This window comes from Variovorax paradoxus (assembly GCF_030811855.1).
Classification (GTDB): domain Bacteria; phylum Pseudomonadota; class Gammaproteobacteria; order Burkholderiales; family Burkholderiaceae_C; genus Variovorax; species Variovorax paradoxus_L.
In genome coordinates, this window is record NZ_JAUSRN010000013.1 from 18,373 (window position 1) to 31,904 (window position 13,532).

General features: G+C 66.3%; 17 protein-coding genes. 7 read left to right on the forward strand and 10 right to left on the reverse strand.

The window, feature by feature from the left end; genetic code table 11:
- Position 1: 1 nt before the first annotated feature.
- The 6 genes from J2X92_RS21945 to J2X92_RS21970 form a co-directional block, all read right to left on the reverse strand.
- Positions 2–487: a hypothetical protein gene (locus J2X92_RS21945; RefSeq protein WP_307578701.1), complete on the reverse strand. Its 486-nt coding sequence runs from the start codon at positions 485–487 to the stop codon at positions 2–4.
- A gap of 13 nt (positions 488–500) precedes the next feature.
- Entirely contained in the window at positions 501–1,778 is a 1,278-nt protein-coding gene (kynU, locus tag J2X92_RS21950; protein ID WP_307578703.1) for a kynureninase, read from the reverse strand.
- Positions 1,765–2,436 (reverse strand): arylformamidase, encoded by a 672-nt coding sequence (gene kynB, locus J2X92_RS21955; protein ID WP_307578705.1) that lies wholly within the window; start codon positions 2,434–2,436, stop codon positions 1,765–1,767. The genes kynU and kynB overlap by 14 nt, the downstream gene beginning before the upstream one ends.
- Before the next feature lie 76 nt (positions 2,437–2,512).
- Positions 2,513–2,821 carry a YkgJ family cysteine cluster protein gene (locus J2X92_RS21960; RefSeq protein WP_307578707.1) on the reverse strand — a complete coding sequence of 103 codons (309 nt, stop codon included), beginning with the start codon at positions 2,819–2,821 and terminating at the stop codon, positions 2,513–2,515.
- A 20-nt stretch (positions 2,822–2,841) separates the two neighbouring features.
- Complete coding sequence (argF, locus tag J2X92_RS21965; RefSeq protein ID WP_055799605.1) at positions 2,842–3,777, reverse strand: ornithine carbamoyltransferase; 936 nt, start codon at positions 3,775–3,777, stop codon at positions 2,842–2,844.
- Positions 3,774–4,982, reverse strand: coding sequence for an aspartate aminotransferase family protein (locus J2X92_RS21970; RefSeq protein ID WP_307578709.1), 1,209 nt, complete (start codon positions 4,980–4,982; stop codon positions 3,774–3,776). Before J2X92_RS21970 ends, argF begins: the two co-directional genes overlap by 4 nt.
- 161 nt (positions 4,983–5,143) lie before the next feature.
- On the opposite strand from J2X92_RS21970, the gene J2X92_RS21975 reads away from it, so the two are divergent.
- On the forward strand, positions 5,144–5,473 hold the full coding sequence (locus J2X92_RS21975; RefSeq protein ID WP_055799599.1) for a DUF3579 domain-containing protein: 330 nt from the start codon (positions 5,144–5,146) through the stop codon (positions 5,471–5,473).
- A gap of 133 nt (positions 5,474–5,606) precedes the next feature.
- Here J2X92_RS21975 and rpsT read toward each other — a convergent pair whose 3' ends face one another.
- The gene (gene rpsT, locus J2X92_RS21980) at positions 5,607–5,921 is read right to left on the reverse strand and encodes a 30S ribosomal protein S20 (RefSeq protein WP_007831346.1); all 315 of its coding nucleotides are present in this window, start codon (positions 5,919–5,921) and stop codon (positions 5,607–5,609) included.
- Positions 5,922–6,026: 105 nt separating this feature from the next.
- On the opposite strand from rpsT, the gene murJ reads away from it, so the two are divergent.
- The 6 genes from murJ to J2X92_RS22010 all read left to right on the forward strand — a co-directional run bounded on the left by murJ (position 6,027) and on the right by J2X92_RS22010 (position 11,272).
- Positions 6,027–7,580, forward strand: coding sequence for a murein biosynthesis integral membrane protein MurJ (gene murJ, locus J2X92_RS21985; protein WP_307578711.1), 1,554 nt, complete (start codon positions 6,027–6,029; stop codon positions 7,578–7,580).
- 108 nt (positions 7,581–7,688) lie between these two features.
- Complete coding sequence (locus J2X92_RS21990) at positions 7,689–8,540, forward strand: SirB1 family protein (protein ID WP_307578713.1); 852 nt, start codon at positions 7,689–7,691, stop codon at positions 8,538–8,540.
- 4 nt (positions 8,541–8,544) lie between these two features.
- On the forward strand, positions 8,545–8,973 hold the full coding sequence (locus J2X92_RS21995; protein WP_307578714.1) for a bleomycin resistance protein: 429 nt from the start codon (positions 8,545–8,547) through the stop codon (positions 8,971–8,973).
- Positions 8,974–9,097: 124 nt separating this feature from the next.
- The gene (locus tag J2X92_RS22000; protein ID WP_307578715.1) at positions 9,098–9,526 is read left to right on the forward strand and encodes a YciI family protein; all 429 of its coding nucleotides are present in this window, start codon (positions 9,098–9,100) and stop codon (positions 9,524–9,526) included.
- Positions 9,527–9,551: 25 nt separating this feature from the next.
- Positions 9,552–9,971 carry a YciI family protein gene (locus J2X92_RS22005; protein ID WP_307578717.1) on the forward strand — a complete coding sequence of 140 codons (420 nt, stop codon included), beginning with the start codon at positions 9,552–9,554 and terminating at the stop codon, positions 9,969–9,971.
- A 2-nt stretch (positions 9,972–9,973) separates the two neighbouring features.
- Complete coding sequence (locus tag J2X92_RS22010) at positions 9,974–11,272, forward strand: RNA polymerase sigma factor (protein WP_307578719.1); 1,299 nt, start codon at positions 9,974–9,976, stop codon at positions 11,270–11,272.
- A 17-nt stretch (positions 11,273–11,289) separates the two neighbouring features.
- Here the strand turns inward: J2X92_RS22010 and J2X92_RS22015 are convergent, their stop codons facing one another.
- Genes J2X92_RS22015 through J2X92_RS22025 form a run of 3 tightly spaced genes read right to left on the reverse strand, consistent with a single transcriptional unit; the run spans position 11,290 to position 13,462 of the window.
- Entirely contained in the window at positions 11,290–12,288 is a 999-nt protein-coding gene (locus J2X92_RS22015) for a GlxA family transcriptional regulator (RefSeq protein WP_307578721.1), read from the reverse strand.
- The gene (locus J2X92_RS22020; RefSeq protein ID WP_307578723.1) at positions 12,255–12,881 is read right to left on the reverse strand and encodes a DJ-1/PfpI family protein; all 627 of its coding nucleotides are present in this window, start codon (positions 12,879–12,881) and stop codon (positions 12,255–12,257) included. Before J2X92_RS22020 ends, J2X92_RS22015 begins: the two co-directional genes overlap by 34 nt.
- A complete protein-coding gene (locus J2X92_RS22025) occupies positions 12,878–13,462 on the reverse strand; it encodes a cysteine hydrolase family protein (protein ID WP_307578725.1) in 585 nt (194 codons plus the stop codon). Before J2X92_RS22025 ends, J2X92_RS22020 begins: the two co-directional genes overlap by 4 nt.
- Positions 13,463–13,532: the final 70 nt, after the last annotated feature.

A 13,532-nucleotide genomic window follows, 5' to 3' on the forward strand; every position in this document is an offset into this window, starting at 1 on the left:
GTCATCGCGAGACCACGGCGGTGTAGGAGGGGCGACCCGGAATCGAGTCTTTCCGGGGGTAGACGAATCGCACGACATCGGTCTTGCGCTTGTAGTCCTGGTAGGTCTCACCGCCGGGAATGCGGCCCTTTTCGGCAGGGGCATAGCCTGCGGCGCGAACCTCCTTGACCAGCCGGTCGAAAGCGGCCTTGTCGGTCAGCGAGAGCTCGACGCTGTTCTCGCTGGCGCGGCTTTCGACATAGGTGGACTTCATGAGGCGGACGGTCTCGTCATCGACCATCTTGTCGTATTCGATCATGCTGACCTGGTCGGTCACCGTCCTGTCGACGTAGGAGAAGCCCCGGGCCTTGACCTGCTGGCGGAAGGCATCGGGCGTGAGCGCGGCGAAGGCTTTGAGTTGCTCCAGCGTGAAACTGGCCTGCTGTGCAAAGGCCGGTGCGGCCAGCATCAGGAGCGATGCAAAGAGGGCGGTCAATCGGTGTTTCATGGGTAGGTGCTGCTCAGGTCACTGCGTTCTTGCGGTTGAATTCTTCGCGCTTCCACTCGCCGGATTCGAGCACCTGCACCAGGTGCTCGACGGAGTTCCACACGTCCTCGAAGCCGATGTAAAGCGGCGTGAAGCCAAAGCGCAGGATGTCGGGCATCTGCGAATCGCCGGCGCGGTAGTCGCCAATCACGCCGCGTGCGATCAGCGCCTGCACGATGGCGTAGGCGCCTTCACCGCGGCTCAGGCACACCTGCGAGCCGCGCTGCGCGTGTTCGCGCGGCGTGACCAGCGACAGGCCCTGGCCCGCGCAGCGCTCTTCGACGAGTTCGATGAAGAGGTCGGTGAGCGCGAGCGACTTGGCGCGCAGTGCGGCCATGGCGCCTTGATCCTTGTCGAATGCTTCGGCGGAAAGCACAGTGTCCAGGCCGCATTCCAATCCGGCCAAAGCGATGATCGGCTGCGTGCCGCAGAGGTAGCGGCCCACGCCCGGTGCGGGCCGATAGTGCGGCGTGAACTCGAACGGCGCCGCGTGGCCCCACCAGCCCGACAGGGGCTGCTCGAATTTGCCCGCATGCCGCGTATGAACCCATGCGAAGGCAGGTGCGCCCGGCCCGCCGTTCAGGTATTTATAGCCGCAGCCGATGGCGTAGTCGGCATTGCTGTGGTTGAGCGCTACAGGCACGGCGCCAGCGCTGTGCGCCAGGTCCCATACGGTCAGCGCCCCAGCGGCATGCGCCGCGGCGGTGATGGCCTTCATGTCGTGCATGGCGCCGGTGCGGTAATTGACGTGCGTGAGCATCAGCACGGCAACCTCATCGTTCAGTACGGCGGGCAGTTCGCCCGCCTCGATCAGCTTGAGCGTGAAACCGCGTTCGCGGCAAAGGGACTCGGCGATGTAGAGGTCGGTCGGGAAGTTGCTGCGCTCGCTCACCACTAGCTTGCGTCCGGTGTCCTTTTGCTGCGAAAGCGCTGCGAACAGCACCTTGTAGAGATTCACGGAAGTGCTGTCAGTGCACACCACTTCACCCGGCGCTGCGCCGATCAGCCGCGCCACCTTGTCGCCCAGGCGCTGCGGCAAGTCGAACCAGCTTGCGGTGTTCCATGAGCGGATGAGGCCCTGGCCCCATTCCTGGGTGACGACTTCGGCAATGCGCGCCGGCGCGGCCTTGGGCAGCACGCCGAGCGAATTGCCGTCCAGGTAGATCACGCCTTCCGGCAGTGTGAATTGATCGCGCAGCGCGCGCAGCGGGTCTTGCGCGTCGAGCGCGCGGCAGTCTTCAAGAGTCGTCATGGGTCGGGTTCAGTGAAAGTTCGCGCAGCACCGCGCGTACGGGGGAGGCATCGGCGCTGACCAGCTTCAGCGGCAGCGCGATGAGTTCGTAGTCGCCCTCGGGCACCTCATCGAGCACAAGGTTTTCGAGCACGCGCAGGTCGAGGCGGCGGATGCGCTGGTGGCTTTCCAGCGTCTTGCTGTCGGCCGGGTCGATGCTGGCGGTGTCGATGCCGATGAGCTTCACGCCCATGGCCGCCAGGCGCTCGATGGTGGCCGGTGCGTAGGCCGCGAGCTGCGGGTCCCAGCGGTCGATGGGCATGGCGCTGTAGGTGCGCACCAGCACGCGCGGCGGCAGCTGGCTGGTGATGGCATGCGCGATGTGCTCCCACTCGATCAGCTGGCCCTTGGCAATCGCATGGATCACTCGGCAAGGGCCGATGAAGGGTGCCAGGTCCACCAGGCCGATGGTCTGGCCTTCGGGGTCGTAGTGCAAGGGCGCATCGGCATGCGCGCCGACATGCGGCGAGAGCTTGATCTCGCTGACGTTGACTGGGCATTCCGGCGAAATGGTCGCAGCCCACCGCTGCTGGTAGGGCGTGTCGCCGGGAAACACCGGCGTGCCTTCATGCACGGGCGGCGAAATGTCCCAGATGCGTTGAGGATGTGTGGAAGCCATGGCGCGAAGTTAGCGCCCGGCAAGGGGTCGTGGTGTCGGTTATTTCCAACACCATGCGTGACGAGATGAACCGGGGTCAGTGAGCCAGCGGCGGCAGCCCGTGCCGCGAGCGCGCCCGCTCGCAGGCGTCGCTGCCGGCCTGCAGCTCGTGGCATGGGTTGGGGCGCCATTCGTAGATGCCGCAGGCGACGGCGTGGCCGATCTTGCCGGTGAGCGCCGCGCAGCGCATCGGCGTGTGGTCGGTGCCGCGCATGCGGCAAAGCGCATCGTTCACCTCGACCGCGAGGCCCGAGGGCACGCGCCCGCCGTTGTCGTCGAGCTCATGCACGCTGAAGTCGACGCGGTAGCTGGCGCAGCAGGCGCCGCATTGCTGGCAATCGGACACGCGGCCGCGCCTTCAGGAATTCAGAGCCTGCCCAGGAGCAGGAACTCCATCAGCGCCTTCTGCGCATGGAGCCGGTTCTCGGCTTCGTCCCACACCACCGACTGCGGGCCGTCGATGACCTCGGCCTGCACTTCCTCGCCGCGATGCGCGGGCAGGCAGTGCATGAAGAGTGCGTCGGGCTGGGCGATGCGCATCATGTCTTCATCGACGCACCAGTCGGCGAAAGCCTTGCGTCGCGCCTCGTTCTCGGACTCGTAGCCCATGCTGGTCCAGACGTCGGTGGTGACGAGGTCGGCGCCGCGGCAGGCTTCCATCGGGTCCTTGAAGACCTGGTAGCTGTCGGCCGAGCGCAGGCCGGCCACCGACTGGTCGACCTCGTAGCCGCTGGGCGTGCTCACGTGCACCTTGAAGCCCAGGATCTCGCTGGCCTGCAGCCAGGTGTTGGCCATGTTGTTGCCGTCACCTACCCAGGCCACGGTCTTGCCCTGGATCGAGCCGCGATGCTCGATGTAGGTGAAGATGTCCGCGAGGATCTGGCAGGGGTGGAACTCGTTGGTCAGGCCGTTGATCACCGGCACGCGCGAATGGGCGGCGAAGGTGTCGATCTTGGTCTGCTCGTAGGTGCGAATCATCACCAGGTCGACCATGCGGCTGATGACCTTGGCGCTGTCCTCGATGGGCTCGGCGCGGCCGAGCTGGCTGTCGCCGGTGGTCAGGTGCACCACGCTGCCGCCCAGCTGGTACATGCCGGCCTCGAAGCTCACGCGGGTGCGCGTGCTGGCCTTCTCGAAGATCATGGCCAGCGTACGGTCGGTCAGCGGCTGGTGCTTTTCGTAGGTCTTGAACTTCTTCTTGATGATCGCCATGCGATCGAAGAGGTAGGCGTATTCGTCGGCCGTGAAGTCCGAGAACTGCAGGTAGTGGCGAATGGCGTTGGGCGTGGTGGCGGTCGTCATTGCGCTACGGGCTCCGACAGAAAGGTTTTCACCAGGGGCGCGAGGATGGCGACGATCTCGTCGGCCTCGGCAATGCTCAGGATGAGCGGCGGCACGAGCCGGATCACCTTGTCGGCCGTGACGCTCAGCAGCAGGCCGGCGTCGCAGGCGCGGTTCAGGATCACGCCGCAGGGCCGGTCGAGCTCGATGCCCAGCATCAGACCCTGGCCTCGGATTTCCGTCACGCCTGGGAGGCCGCCGATTTCGCGTTCCAGCGCGCTCTTGAGGTGCTCGCCCACCGTGGCGGCGTTCTCGAGCAGCTTGTGCTCTTCCATGATGCGGATGGTCTCGATGCCGGCGCGCATGGCCAGCGGATTGCCGCCGAAGGTGGTGCCATGGTTGCCAGGGCCGAAGATGTTGGCGGCCTTGGGGCCAGCCACCACGGCGCCGATCGGCACGCCCGAGCCCAGGCCCTTGGCCAGCGGCATCACGTCGGGTTTGATACCGGCCCACTGGTGCGCGAACCACTTGCCGGTGCGGCCCATGCCGCATTGCACTTCGTCGATCATCATGAGCCAGTCGCGGGCGTCGCACAGGGCGCGCACCTGCTTCAGATATTCCCAGCGCATCGGATTGATGCCGCCTTCGCCCTGGATGGTTTCGAAGAACACCGCCACCACGTTCGGGTTGCCCTCGGTGGCTTTCTTGAGCGCTTCGATGTCGTTCAGCGGCACGCGGATGAAGCCCTCGACCAGCGGGCCGAAGCCGGCCTGAACCTTCGGGTTGCCGGTGGCCGACAGGGTCGCAATGCTGCGGCCATGGAACGCGGCTTCGTACACCACGATTTCGGGTCGCTCGATGCCCTTGTCATGGCCGAACTTGCGCGCCAGCTTCAGGGCGGCTTCATTGGCTTCCAGGCCCGTGCAGCAGAAAAAGGCGTTGGTCAGGCCCGACAGCTCGGTCAGCTTGGTGGCCAGCTGTTCCTGCCCGGGCACGTGGTAATAGTTGGAGCTGTGGATCAGCTTGCTGATCTGGTCCTGCAGCGCGGGCACCAGCTCGGGGTGGTTGTGGCCCAGGGTGTTCACCGCAATGCCGCCGAGGCCGTCGAGGTACGCCTTGCCCGTGGTGTCCCAGACTCGGCAGCCCTGGCCGTGCGACAGCGCGATCGGCAGGCGACCGTAGGTGTTCATGACGTGGGGCGAGGTGGGCTGGGCGGTAGCGCTCATTCGGGTTCTCCAGAAAGGGAACCGCGGATTCTAGGCGTGCGCCATGGCGGCTTCATTGAGGATTCCGCATCACAGCAATGCCCGCGGTCCGAGAGGCAAAAGCGGGCCGGATAGAATCGCTTGTTGCACCGCAGCACCCGCTCCGGGCGCCTGATTCAACGATGATTTCCCCCACTGCCAAAGAAATCTTCATCCAGGGCATCACTCATGATGGCCGGACTTTTCGACCGAGCGACTGGGCCGAGCGGCTGGCCGGCGTGATGTGCTCTTTTCGGCCCGGCGGCGCGTATCCGGGGAGCCATTTGAGCTATTCGCCCTGGTGCGTTCCGACGACCCTCAACGGGGTCAAGTGCGTGGTCGTGAACCGTGCCTTGCGCGATGCCGAGCCCATGGCCTGGGATTTCTGCGTCAACTTCGCGCGGGACAACGACTTGCAGGTGGCCGAAGCCTGCCTGGTCCCCGACGCGCCGGTCGCACCACTCAAAACCTGAGCCAGCGCTTCCAGTCTCAGGAAGCGATCGGACATGAAAAAACCGCCCGAAGGCGGTTTTTTACACTTTGCTGCAGCGCACCCCGATCAAACGGCGGATCGGAGAATTCCGATCCGGGCTTGCCTGACAGGTGTCAGGCGGCTGCCTTTTCAGGCGCGAGGGCGAGGGCCTTGACCTTCGCCGACAGGCGGCTCTTGTCGCGAGCGGCCTTGTTCTTGTGGAAGATGCCCTTGTCGGCGACGGTGTCGACGATGCTCTGGGCCTTCGCGAAGAGTTCGCTGGCCTTGGTCTTGTCGCCGGCCAGGACGGCCTTTTCGACATTCTTCACGGCGGTGCGGTATTTGGAGCGCAGCGAGGTGTTCGCAGCGTTGAGCTTGGTGTCCTGGCGGACGCGCTTACGGCCGGAGGCGAGGCGCGGGTTCTTTTTCTTGGGCTTGGCGGATGCCATGATTTAGTTCCTTAGGTGTCTGAGGATGATGCAGCAAAGCCCTCCATTATAGGCCGGGTTGGCTTTTTCGCCGAATCGGGGCTTGACGGGCCCTACACTCGCCCCGTGTCCCTGCTCAAATCCGCTTCCACCGTTTCCCTCTTGACGCTTGCATCGCGGATCACGGGCCTCGTGCGCGACGTGCTCTTTGCCTCGGTATTTGGCGTCAGCGCCCTGACCGACGCCTTCAACGTCGCGTTCCGCATTCCCAACCTCTTCCGGCGTGTTTTCGGCGAGGGTGCCTTCAGCCAGGCCTTCGTGCCGGTGCTGGCTGCTCGCAAGACCGAGGCCGGCGAGGAGGGTGCCAAGGCGCTGATCGACCACGTCGCCACGCTGCTCACCTGGGCGCTGGTGGCCCTGTGCGTGGCCGGGGTGGTCGGCGCACCCTGGATGGTGTGGGCCATGGCCAGCGGGCTGGCCGGTTTCGACGCGGCCGTGGTCATGACGCGTTGGATGTTCCCGTACATCGGCTTCATGTCGCTGGTGGCGCTGGCGGGCGGCGTGCTCAATACCTGGCGCAAGTTCGCGGTGCCGGCCGCTTCGCCGGTCTTGCTGAACCTTTCGCTGATCCTTGCCATCGTGGTGGGCGCGCCGCTGTTCAGGCGCTACGGCATCGAGCCCATCTATGCCCAGTGCGCCGGCGTGCTGGTCGGCGGGGTGCTGCAGCTGGCGCTGCAGGTGCCGGCCCTGCGTGCCCTGGGCCTCATGCCGCGTATCGGTGCCAGCTGGACGGCGCTGCGCACCGCCTGGACCGATCCCACCACGCGCAAGGTCATGAGCCTGATGCTGCCCGCGCTGCTGGGTGTCAGCGTGGCGCAGATTTCGCTGCTGATCAACACGCAGATCGCTTCGCACCTGGCCACGGGTAGCGTGACCTGGGTGGTCAATGCCGACCGGCTGATGGAGTTTCCTACCGCCATGCTGGGAGTGGCGCTGGGCGTGGTGCTGATGCCCCAGTTGGCCGGCGCCCGCGCCGCCAAGGACGACGAGCGCTACTCGGCCTTGCTCGACTGGGGGCTTCGGCTGGTGGTGCTGCTCTCGGCGCCCTGTGCCATTGCGCTCCTGCTGTTCTCGCAGCCGCTGGTGGCCGTGCTGTTCCACAACGGCGCCTACGGCGACGAAGACGTGAAGCGCACCACGCTGGCGCTGATGGGCTACGGCGTCGGGCTGGTGGGCATCGTGGCCATCAAGGTGCTGGCGCCGGGCTACTACGCCCGGCACGACATGCGCACACCGGTGATCATTGCCGTCTCCGTGCTGGTGCTGATCCAGGTGCTCAATATTTTCCTGGTACCGGTGCTGCAGCATGCCGCGCTCACGCTGACCATTGCCATCGGTGCGGTGGTCAATGCCCTCTGGCTCCTGGCCGGGCTGATCCGCCGCGGCAGCTACAAGCCCGAACCGGGCTGGGGCAAGTTCATCCTGCAGGTGGCGGCGGGCACACTGGTGCTGGCCGCCTTGCTCGCCTGGGGCTCGTACTATTTCGACTGGATCGGCCTGAGCGCCCACAGGCTCCAGCGCATCGGTCTGCTGGCGGCGCTCATCGCGGGGGCGGGGCTGCTGTATTTCGCCGTGCTGGCCGCCGTGGGCGTTCGGCTGCGCAGTTTCATGCGCCGATAGCGCCCCGCGACGTTGCCCGGTCGGGGCTTGGGCAACGGCGTTGTTTTCAAATTGTGCAAGCTGAAAACACCGCCTTGACGCTCCCCGAATGCTCCTCTACAAAGACATATGACGTTCAGCTTTCAGGTTCCCACCGCGCTCGCGTATTTCGAATCGCTGGTGCAGAGCGACGATCACTTTCCGCTGCTCGAGGCTGCCGCCAGCATTGCGCAAGACGAATACCCCGACCTGGACGTGCAGCAGGTGCTCGGCGACGTCGACCAGCTGTTGGCGCGCCTCAAGCGCCGGCTCCCGGCCGATGCTGCGCCGCTGGCCCGGCTGCGCGCGCTCAACCAGTTCTTCTTCAACGATCTGAACTTCGGCGGCAACGTCAACGACTACTATGACCCCGACAACAGCTACCTGAACGCCGTCTTGCGCACGCGCCGCGGAATTCCGATCTCGCTGGCGGTGCTGTGGATGGAGCTGGCGCAGGGCCTGGGGCTGCAGGCGCGCGGCGTCGGCTTTCCGGGTCACTTCATGCTCAAGGTCACGCTGCCGAAGGGGCAGGTGGTCATCGACCCCTTCACCGGCAAATCGCTCTCGCGCGAAGAACTGGGCGAGCGGCTCGAACCTTACAAGCGCAGCAACGGGCTGGTGGGCGAGTTCGACGTGCCGCTCGGGCTCTACCTGCAGCCGGCCAGTTCGCGCGAAATCATCGGCCGCATGCTGCGCAACCTGAAGGAAGTGCACCGCGCCCAGGAAGACTGGCAGCGTGCCATCGCCGTGCAAGACCGCCTGATTGCGCTGCTGCCAACCGCCTGGGGCGAATACCGCGACCGGGGCATCGCGCATGCAGAGCAGGGCAACACCGCAGCTGCGGTGCGCGACCTCGAAACTTACCTGGCCCATGCCGAAGACGCGCTCGACGTCGACGCCATTGCCGAGCGCGTGGCCGCGTTGCGGCGCACGGCCAACTGACGCGATGAACGCCCGGGACGGCGCGGCCGCGGCGACCGATCTCGGCACGCTGCACGAATTTCATGGCATGCAGCCGGTGCTGCCGGTGTCCGACGTCACGCGCGCCGCGCGCTGGTTCCGCGACGTGCTGGGCTTCGAGCTCGATTTCATCGCGGGCGAACCACCCAGCTATGCACGCGTCAAGAAGGGCGACCGCAGCTACGGCGATCCGGTCTACCTGCGGTTGTGGCAGTGCAACACGCGCGGCACGCCGCCCTGGCGCGGCGAAATCGTCATCCACGTGGGCAAGGATGTGGACGGCCTGCACGCCGCCTACGTCAAGCGCGGCGTGACGGTGGTCGAGCCGCCGGCCTCCCAGCCCTGGGGCCTGCGCGAATTCGCCATCCGAGAACCGGATGGGCACATCCTGCGCTTCTGCGGTTATCTGCCTTGAGTTTCAAATAGTTACAACTGGATTGGCGCGCGCGTGTCGATCCGACCTTCGCTCGTCCGACGTGTGAACAGGAGCACGCTTTTTTTGCGGCTCTCGAACCTCATCAACCTTCAGGAGATACGACATGCGATTCATGGTTCTGGTCAAGGCCAATAAAGATTCCGAAGCCGGCGTGATGCCCAGCACCGAAGTGCTCACCGCCATGGGCAAGTTCAACGAGGAACTGGTCAAGGCCGGCGTGCTGCTGGCTGGCGAAGGTCTGCACCCGTCGTCCAGGGGCGCGCGCGTGCGCTGCGAAGGGCTGAAGCGCACCGTCATCGACGGCCCCTTTGCCGAGACGAAGGAACTGCTTGCGGGCTTCTGGCTGTTGCAGGTCAAGTCGAAGGAAGAAGCCATCGAATGGATCAAGCGCAGCCCGTTCCAGGAGGGCGAGATCGAGATCCGCCAGGTGTTCGAAGCCTCCGATTTCGGCGATTCGATGACGCCTGAACTGCTGGCGCAGGAGGAGCGCCTGCGCGCGGAGTCCGAGTCCCGCACCAAGGCCGGCAGCTGACAGGCCGAAGCTCGAGGAGACCACCATGCGATTCATGCTGCTGATGATTCCCCACGGCTACGAAACGGCCGCGCCAGGCACCATTCCCGACGACGTCGATGCGGTGGCGGCCATGATGGCCTACAACGAGTCGATGCAGAAGGCCGGCATTCTGATCAGCTGCGACGGCCTTCACCCGCCCTCGATGGGCGCGCGCGTGAGCTTTCCGGGCCGAGAGCCCAAGGTGGTGGACGGCCCGTTTGCCGAAGCCAAGGAAGTGCTCGGCGGCTACTGGATCATCGACGTGCCCTCGCGTGCCGCCGCCATCGAATGGGCCACGCGCTGCCCGGGCGGCGAGAACGAAGTCATCGAGGTCCGGCAGATCCAGGAGATTGCCGACTATCCGCCCGAGGTGCAGGCCCTGACCACTGAATTGCCGTCGATGCAGGCGGTCAAGAAGACTTAGGCATGAACGCTGCGCCTCGCGACGAGGCCTCCATCCACCGCACTATCGAGGCGGTGTGGCGCATCGAATCCGCGAAGATCATCGCCACCGTCGCGCGCATGGTGCGTGACGTCGGCTTGGCGGAAGAACTGGCCCAGGACGCGCTCGTTTCAGCCCTAGAGCAATGGCCCGAAACTGGCGTGCCCGATAACCCCGCAGCCTGGCTCACCGCCGTGGCCAAGCGCCGCGCGCTCGACCGCCTGCGCCATGGTCAGCTGGCCGAGCGCAAGGCCATCGAAATCGGCCGGGAGCTCGATGCGCAGCACGAGATGGCGCAGGACGATTTTGCCGAAGCGGTGGATGCCGCCATCGACGACGACATCGGCGACGACCTGCTGCGGCTGGTGTTCACCGCCTGTCACCCGGTGCTTTCGACCGAGGCGCGCGTGGCACTCACGCTGCGCCTGATGGGCGGCCTTACGACCGATGAAATCGCCCGCGCCTTCCTGGTGCCGGAGGCCACCGTCGCGCAGCGCATCGTTCGCGCCAAGCGCACGCTGCTTGAAGCGCGCGTGCCCTTCGAGGTGCCGCGCCGGCATGAACTCGAGGCCCGGCTTGCGTCGGTGCTCGAAGTGCTCTACCTGATCTTCAACGAAGGCTACTCGGCCACCGCGGGCGACGACTGGATGCGGCCAGCGCTTTGCGACGAAGCCATGCGCCTCGGCCGCATCGTGGCGGAGCTGATGCCGGACGCATCGGAGGTGCACGGCCTTGTGGCGCTGATGGAAATCCAGGGCTCTCGCACCGCCGCACGCGTGGGTCCGTCGGGCGAACCGGTGCTGCTGCTCGAGCAGAACCGCGCGCGCTGGGACCAGATGCTGATTCGCCGTGGACTGGCCGGGCTGGCGCGAGCCGAAGCGCTGGGTGGCGCGCTCGGCCCCTATGCGCTGCAGGCCGCCATTGCCGCCTGCCACGCCCGTGCCCGCACGGCGGAAGAAACCGATTGGCCGCGCATCGCCGCGCTGTACGACGCGTTGGCACAGCTGTCGCCGTCGCCCATCGTCGAACTGAACCGCGCCGTCGCACTTTCGATGGCCTTTGGGCCTGCCGCCGGGCTCGACGTGGTGGATGCACTCGTCGGTGAGCCGGCGCTGCAGGGCTATCACTTGCTGTCGACGGTGCGCGGCGATCTGCTCTTCAAGCTCGGCCGGCGCGACGAGGCGCGAAGGGAATTCGACCGCGCCGCCGCGCTCACGCGCAACACGCGCGAGAAGACATTGCTGCTGGCGCGGGCGCGGGCCTGCACCCTGCCGGAACGCTGATCTCGGAGCCGGCCGCGCTAGGCTTTCAACAGCTGAGTGGATGCCGACGGCGAGCCAGGCAGTCCGAACTGATGCCATGCGCGGCGCAGCTGCGTGTCCGACCCGAACCCTGAGATTTCCGCCGCCCGCGTCACGCTCGCACCCGAGGCCAGCGCAAGCTGCGCCGCTGCGAGCCGCAGCCGCCGCAGGTAGGCCAACGGCGCCACACCCGCGTGCTCGACGAAGAGCCGCGTGAGGTGTCGTGCCGAGGTGTGGGCCACTTCCGCCATACGGGGCACGCTCCAGTCGGCTTGCGGCTGCTCGCTGACGGCGTCCTGCACCCGGTGCAGCCCGGCGTGCAGGTGGTTGCGGTAGGCAAGGAAGGGCGACAACTCCGGATCGTGCGGACCGCGCCGCTGCGCCACCACCATGGTCTGCGCCACTTGGGCTGCCAGGGGTTCGCCGCATACGTCCGCGATGCGGTGCAGCATCAGGTCGATACCGGTCGTGACGCCGGCGCTGCTGTAGACCGGCGGATCGATGACGAACACGCGGTTGGCCACCACGTCGCAGCGCGGCTCTACCGCACGCAGCTCGTCCAGGTGGTGGTGATGCGTGGTGACGCGCCGGCCCGCGAGTGCGCCGGCATGCGCGGCGAGCAGGGCGCCTGCGCACACCGTGACCAGTTCGAGACGGCCGCGCTCGAAGCGCTGCCCGCGCAGCCAGTGCAGAAGATCCTGGGTCTCGGCGTTGTCCACCGGGATGGAGTCGCCGGGCAGCCCGACCAGCACGATCCAGGCCGGGCCATTCCATTGTGCCGGCAAGGGCGCGAGGTCCGCCAGCACGACGCCCACGGAACCGATCGACGTAGGGCGCGGGCTGGTGAATTCGATCTCAAAGCGCTCGGGCTGGCCCGCCGCGCACAGCCGCTGGTTCGCGATGCGCAATGCCTCGGCAGGCCCGGCCCAGTCGAGCACCAGGCTGCCCGGAAGCAGCACGAACACTACGCGGATGGGTTGCTGCTGCCGGAGTTCCATGCGTAGTCCATCTGTCGCGCGGTGCGTTCGGCCAGCGCGCGCCCTGCCAGCCGTTCAACCAGGTACAGGCTCATGTCGATCCCCGCGCTGATGCCCGCGGAACTGACCACGCGGCCGCTGTCGATCCAGCGTTCGCCTTCGCGCACATCCAGCGCGGGGAATTGCTCGCGCAAGTCCGCGATGTCTTCCCAATGGGTGGTGACGGTCTCGTTCGTGACCACGCCGCTTTTGGCAAGCAGGAAGACGCCGGTGCAGACCGAGGCTACGAGCTGCGCGCCGGCCGCGCATTCGGCGATCCAGCGCAGCGTATCGGAGCTCGCAAGCGGCGCGTCAACCACACCGCCGGGCACGATGAGCAAGTCGGCGTCCGGGTTTGCGGCCAGGTCATGGTCTGCTAGCAGACGCAGGCCGGCGCGCGCCTGCACGGGCTGGTCGTTGCGCGCGAGCGCCACGGACGCCACCTCGAACGGGGTTGGTGCGCCGGAGTTCATCCGCTGGCTGACGCGGCTCGCGGTGGTGAACACTTCGAACGGGCCGGCGAAGTCGAGCGCCTCGAGGCCGTCGTAAGCGAGGATCCGTACGCGCAAGGTCATGCCGCCACGCTTTCGCTGGTCTTGGCGCCGGCACGTTGCAGCGCCTGCGCCACGCTGCAGACGCTGGCAAAGCGGCCGTCCAGCACGGCCGCGGTGCGATCCTTGATATCGGCCGCAGCGAGAGGTCGGCCGTCGGGCTGCACCATGTCGAAGGTCAGCGTGGCGTCGGTCACGTAGTCGACCTCCCAGCCCAGGTCGGAGGCGTGGCGCGTGGTCGTTTCGCAGCATTGCTCGGTGCGGATGCCGCTCACGATCAACCGTCCGATGCCGTGCCGCGTGAGCCAAATGTCCAACCCGCTATTGACCAGCGCGCTGTGGCGGTGCTTAGTGAAGGTGGCAGAGGCGTCGAACGGTGCCAAGCCTTCGATCGGCCGCACGAAGCCCGACTCGACCGCAAAGGGATGGCTTGCAATCGCGGGTTCGTCGACATGGAAGATGCGAACGATCGGGACACCGGCGGCCGAGCAGCCTTCGATCAGCGCGTTCTGCGCGGCGAAATATGGCTGCGCAACGCTTTCGGACCAATAGGCGCGCTGCCGGAACGATTCCTGGGCGTCGATCACAATCAGACAGGATTTCATGGGTGCGGGCTCGAAGGGCGGAGTGAATGATGCCTCCTATTCTTCAGTGTCGCCAGCGCCCGGTCCGCGC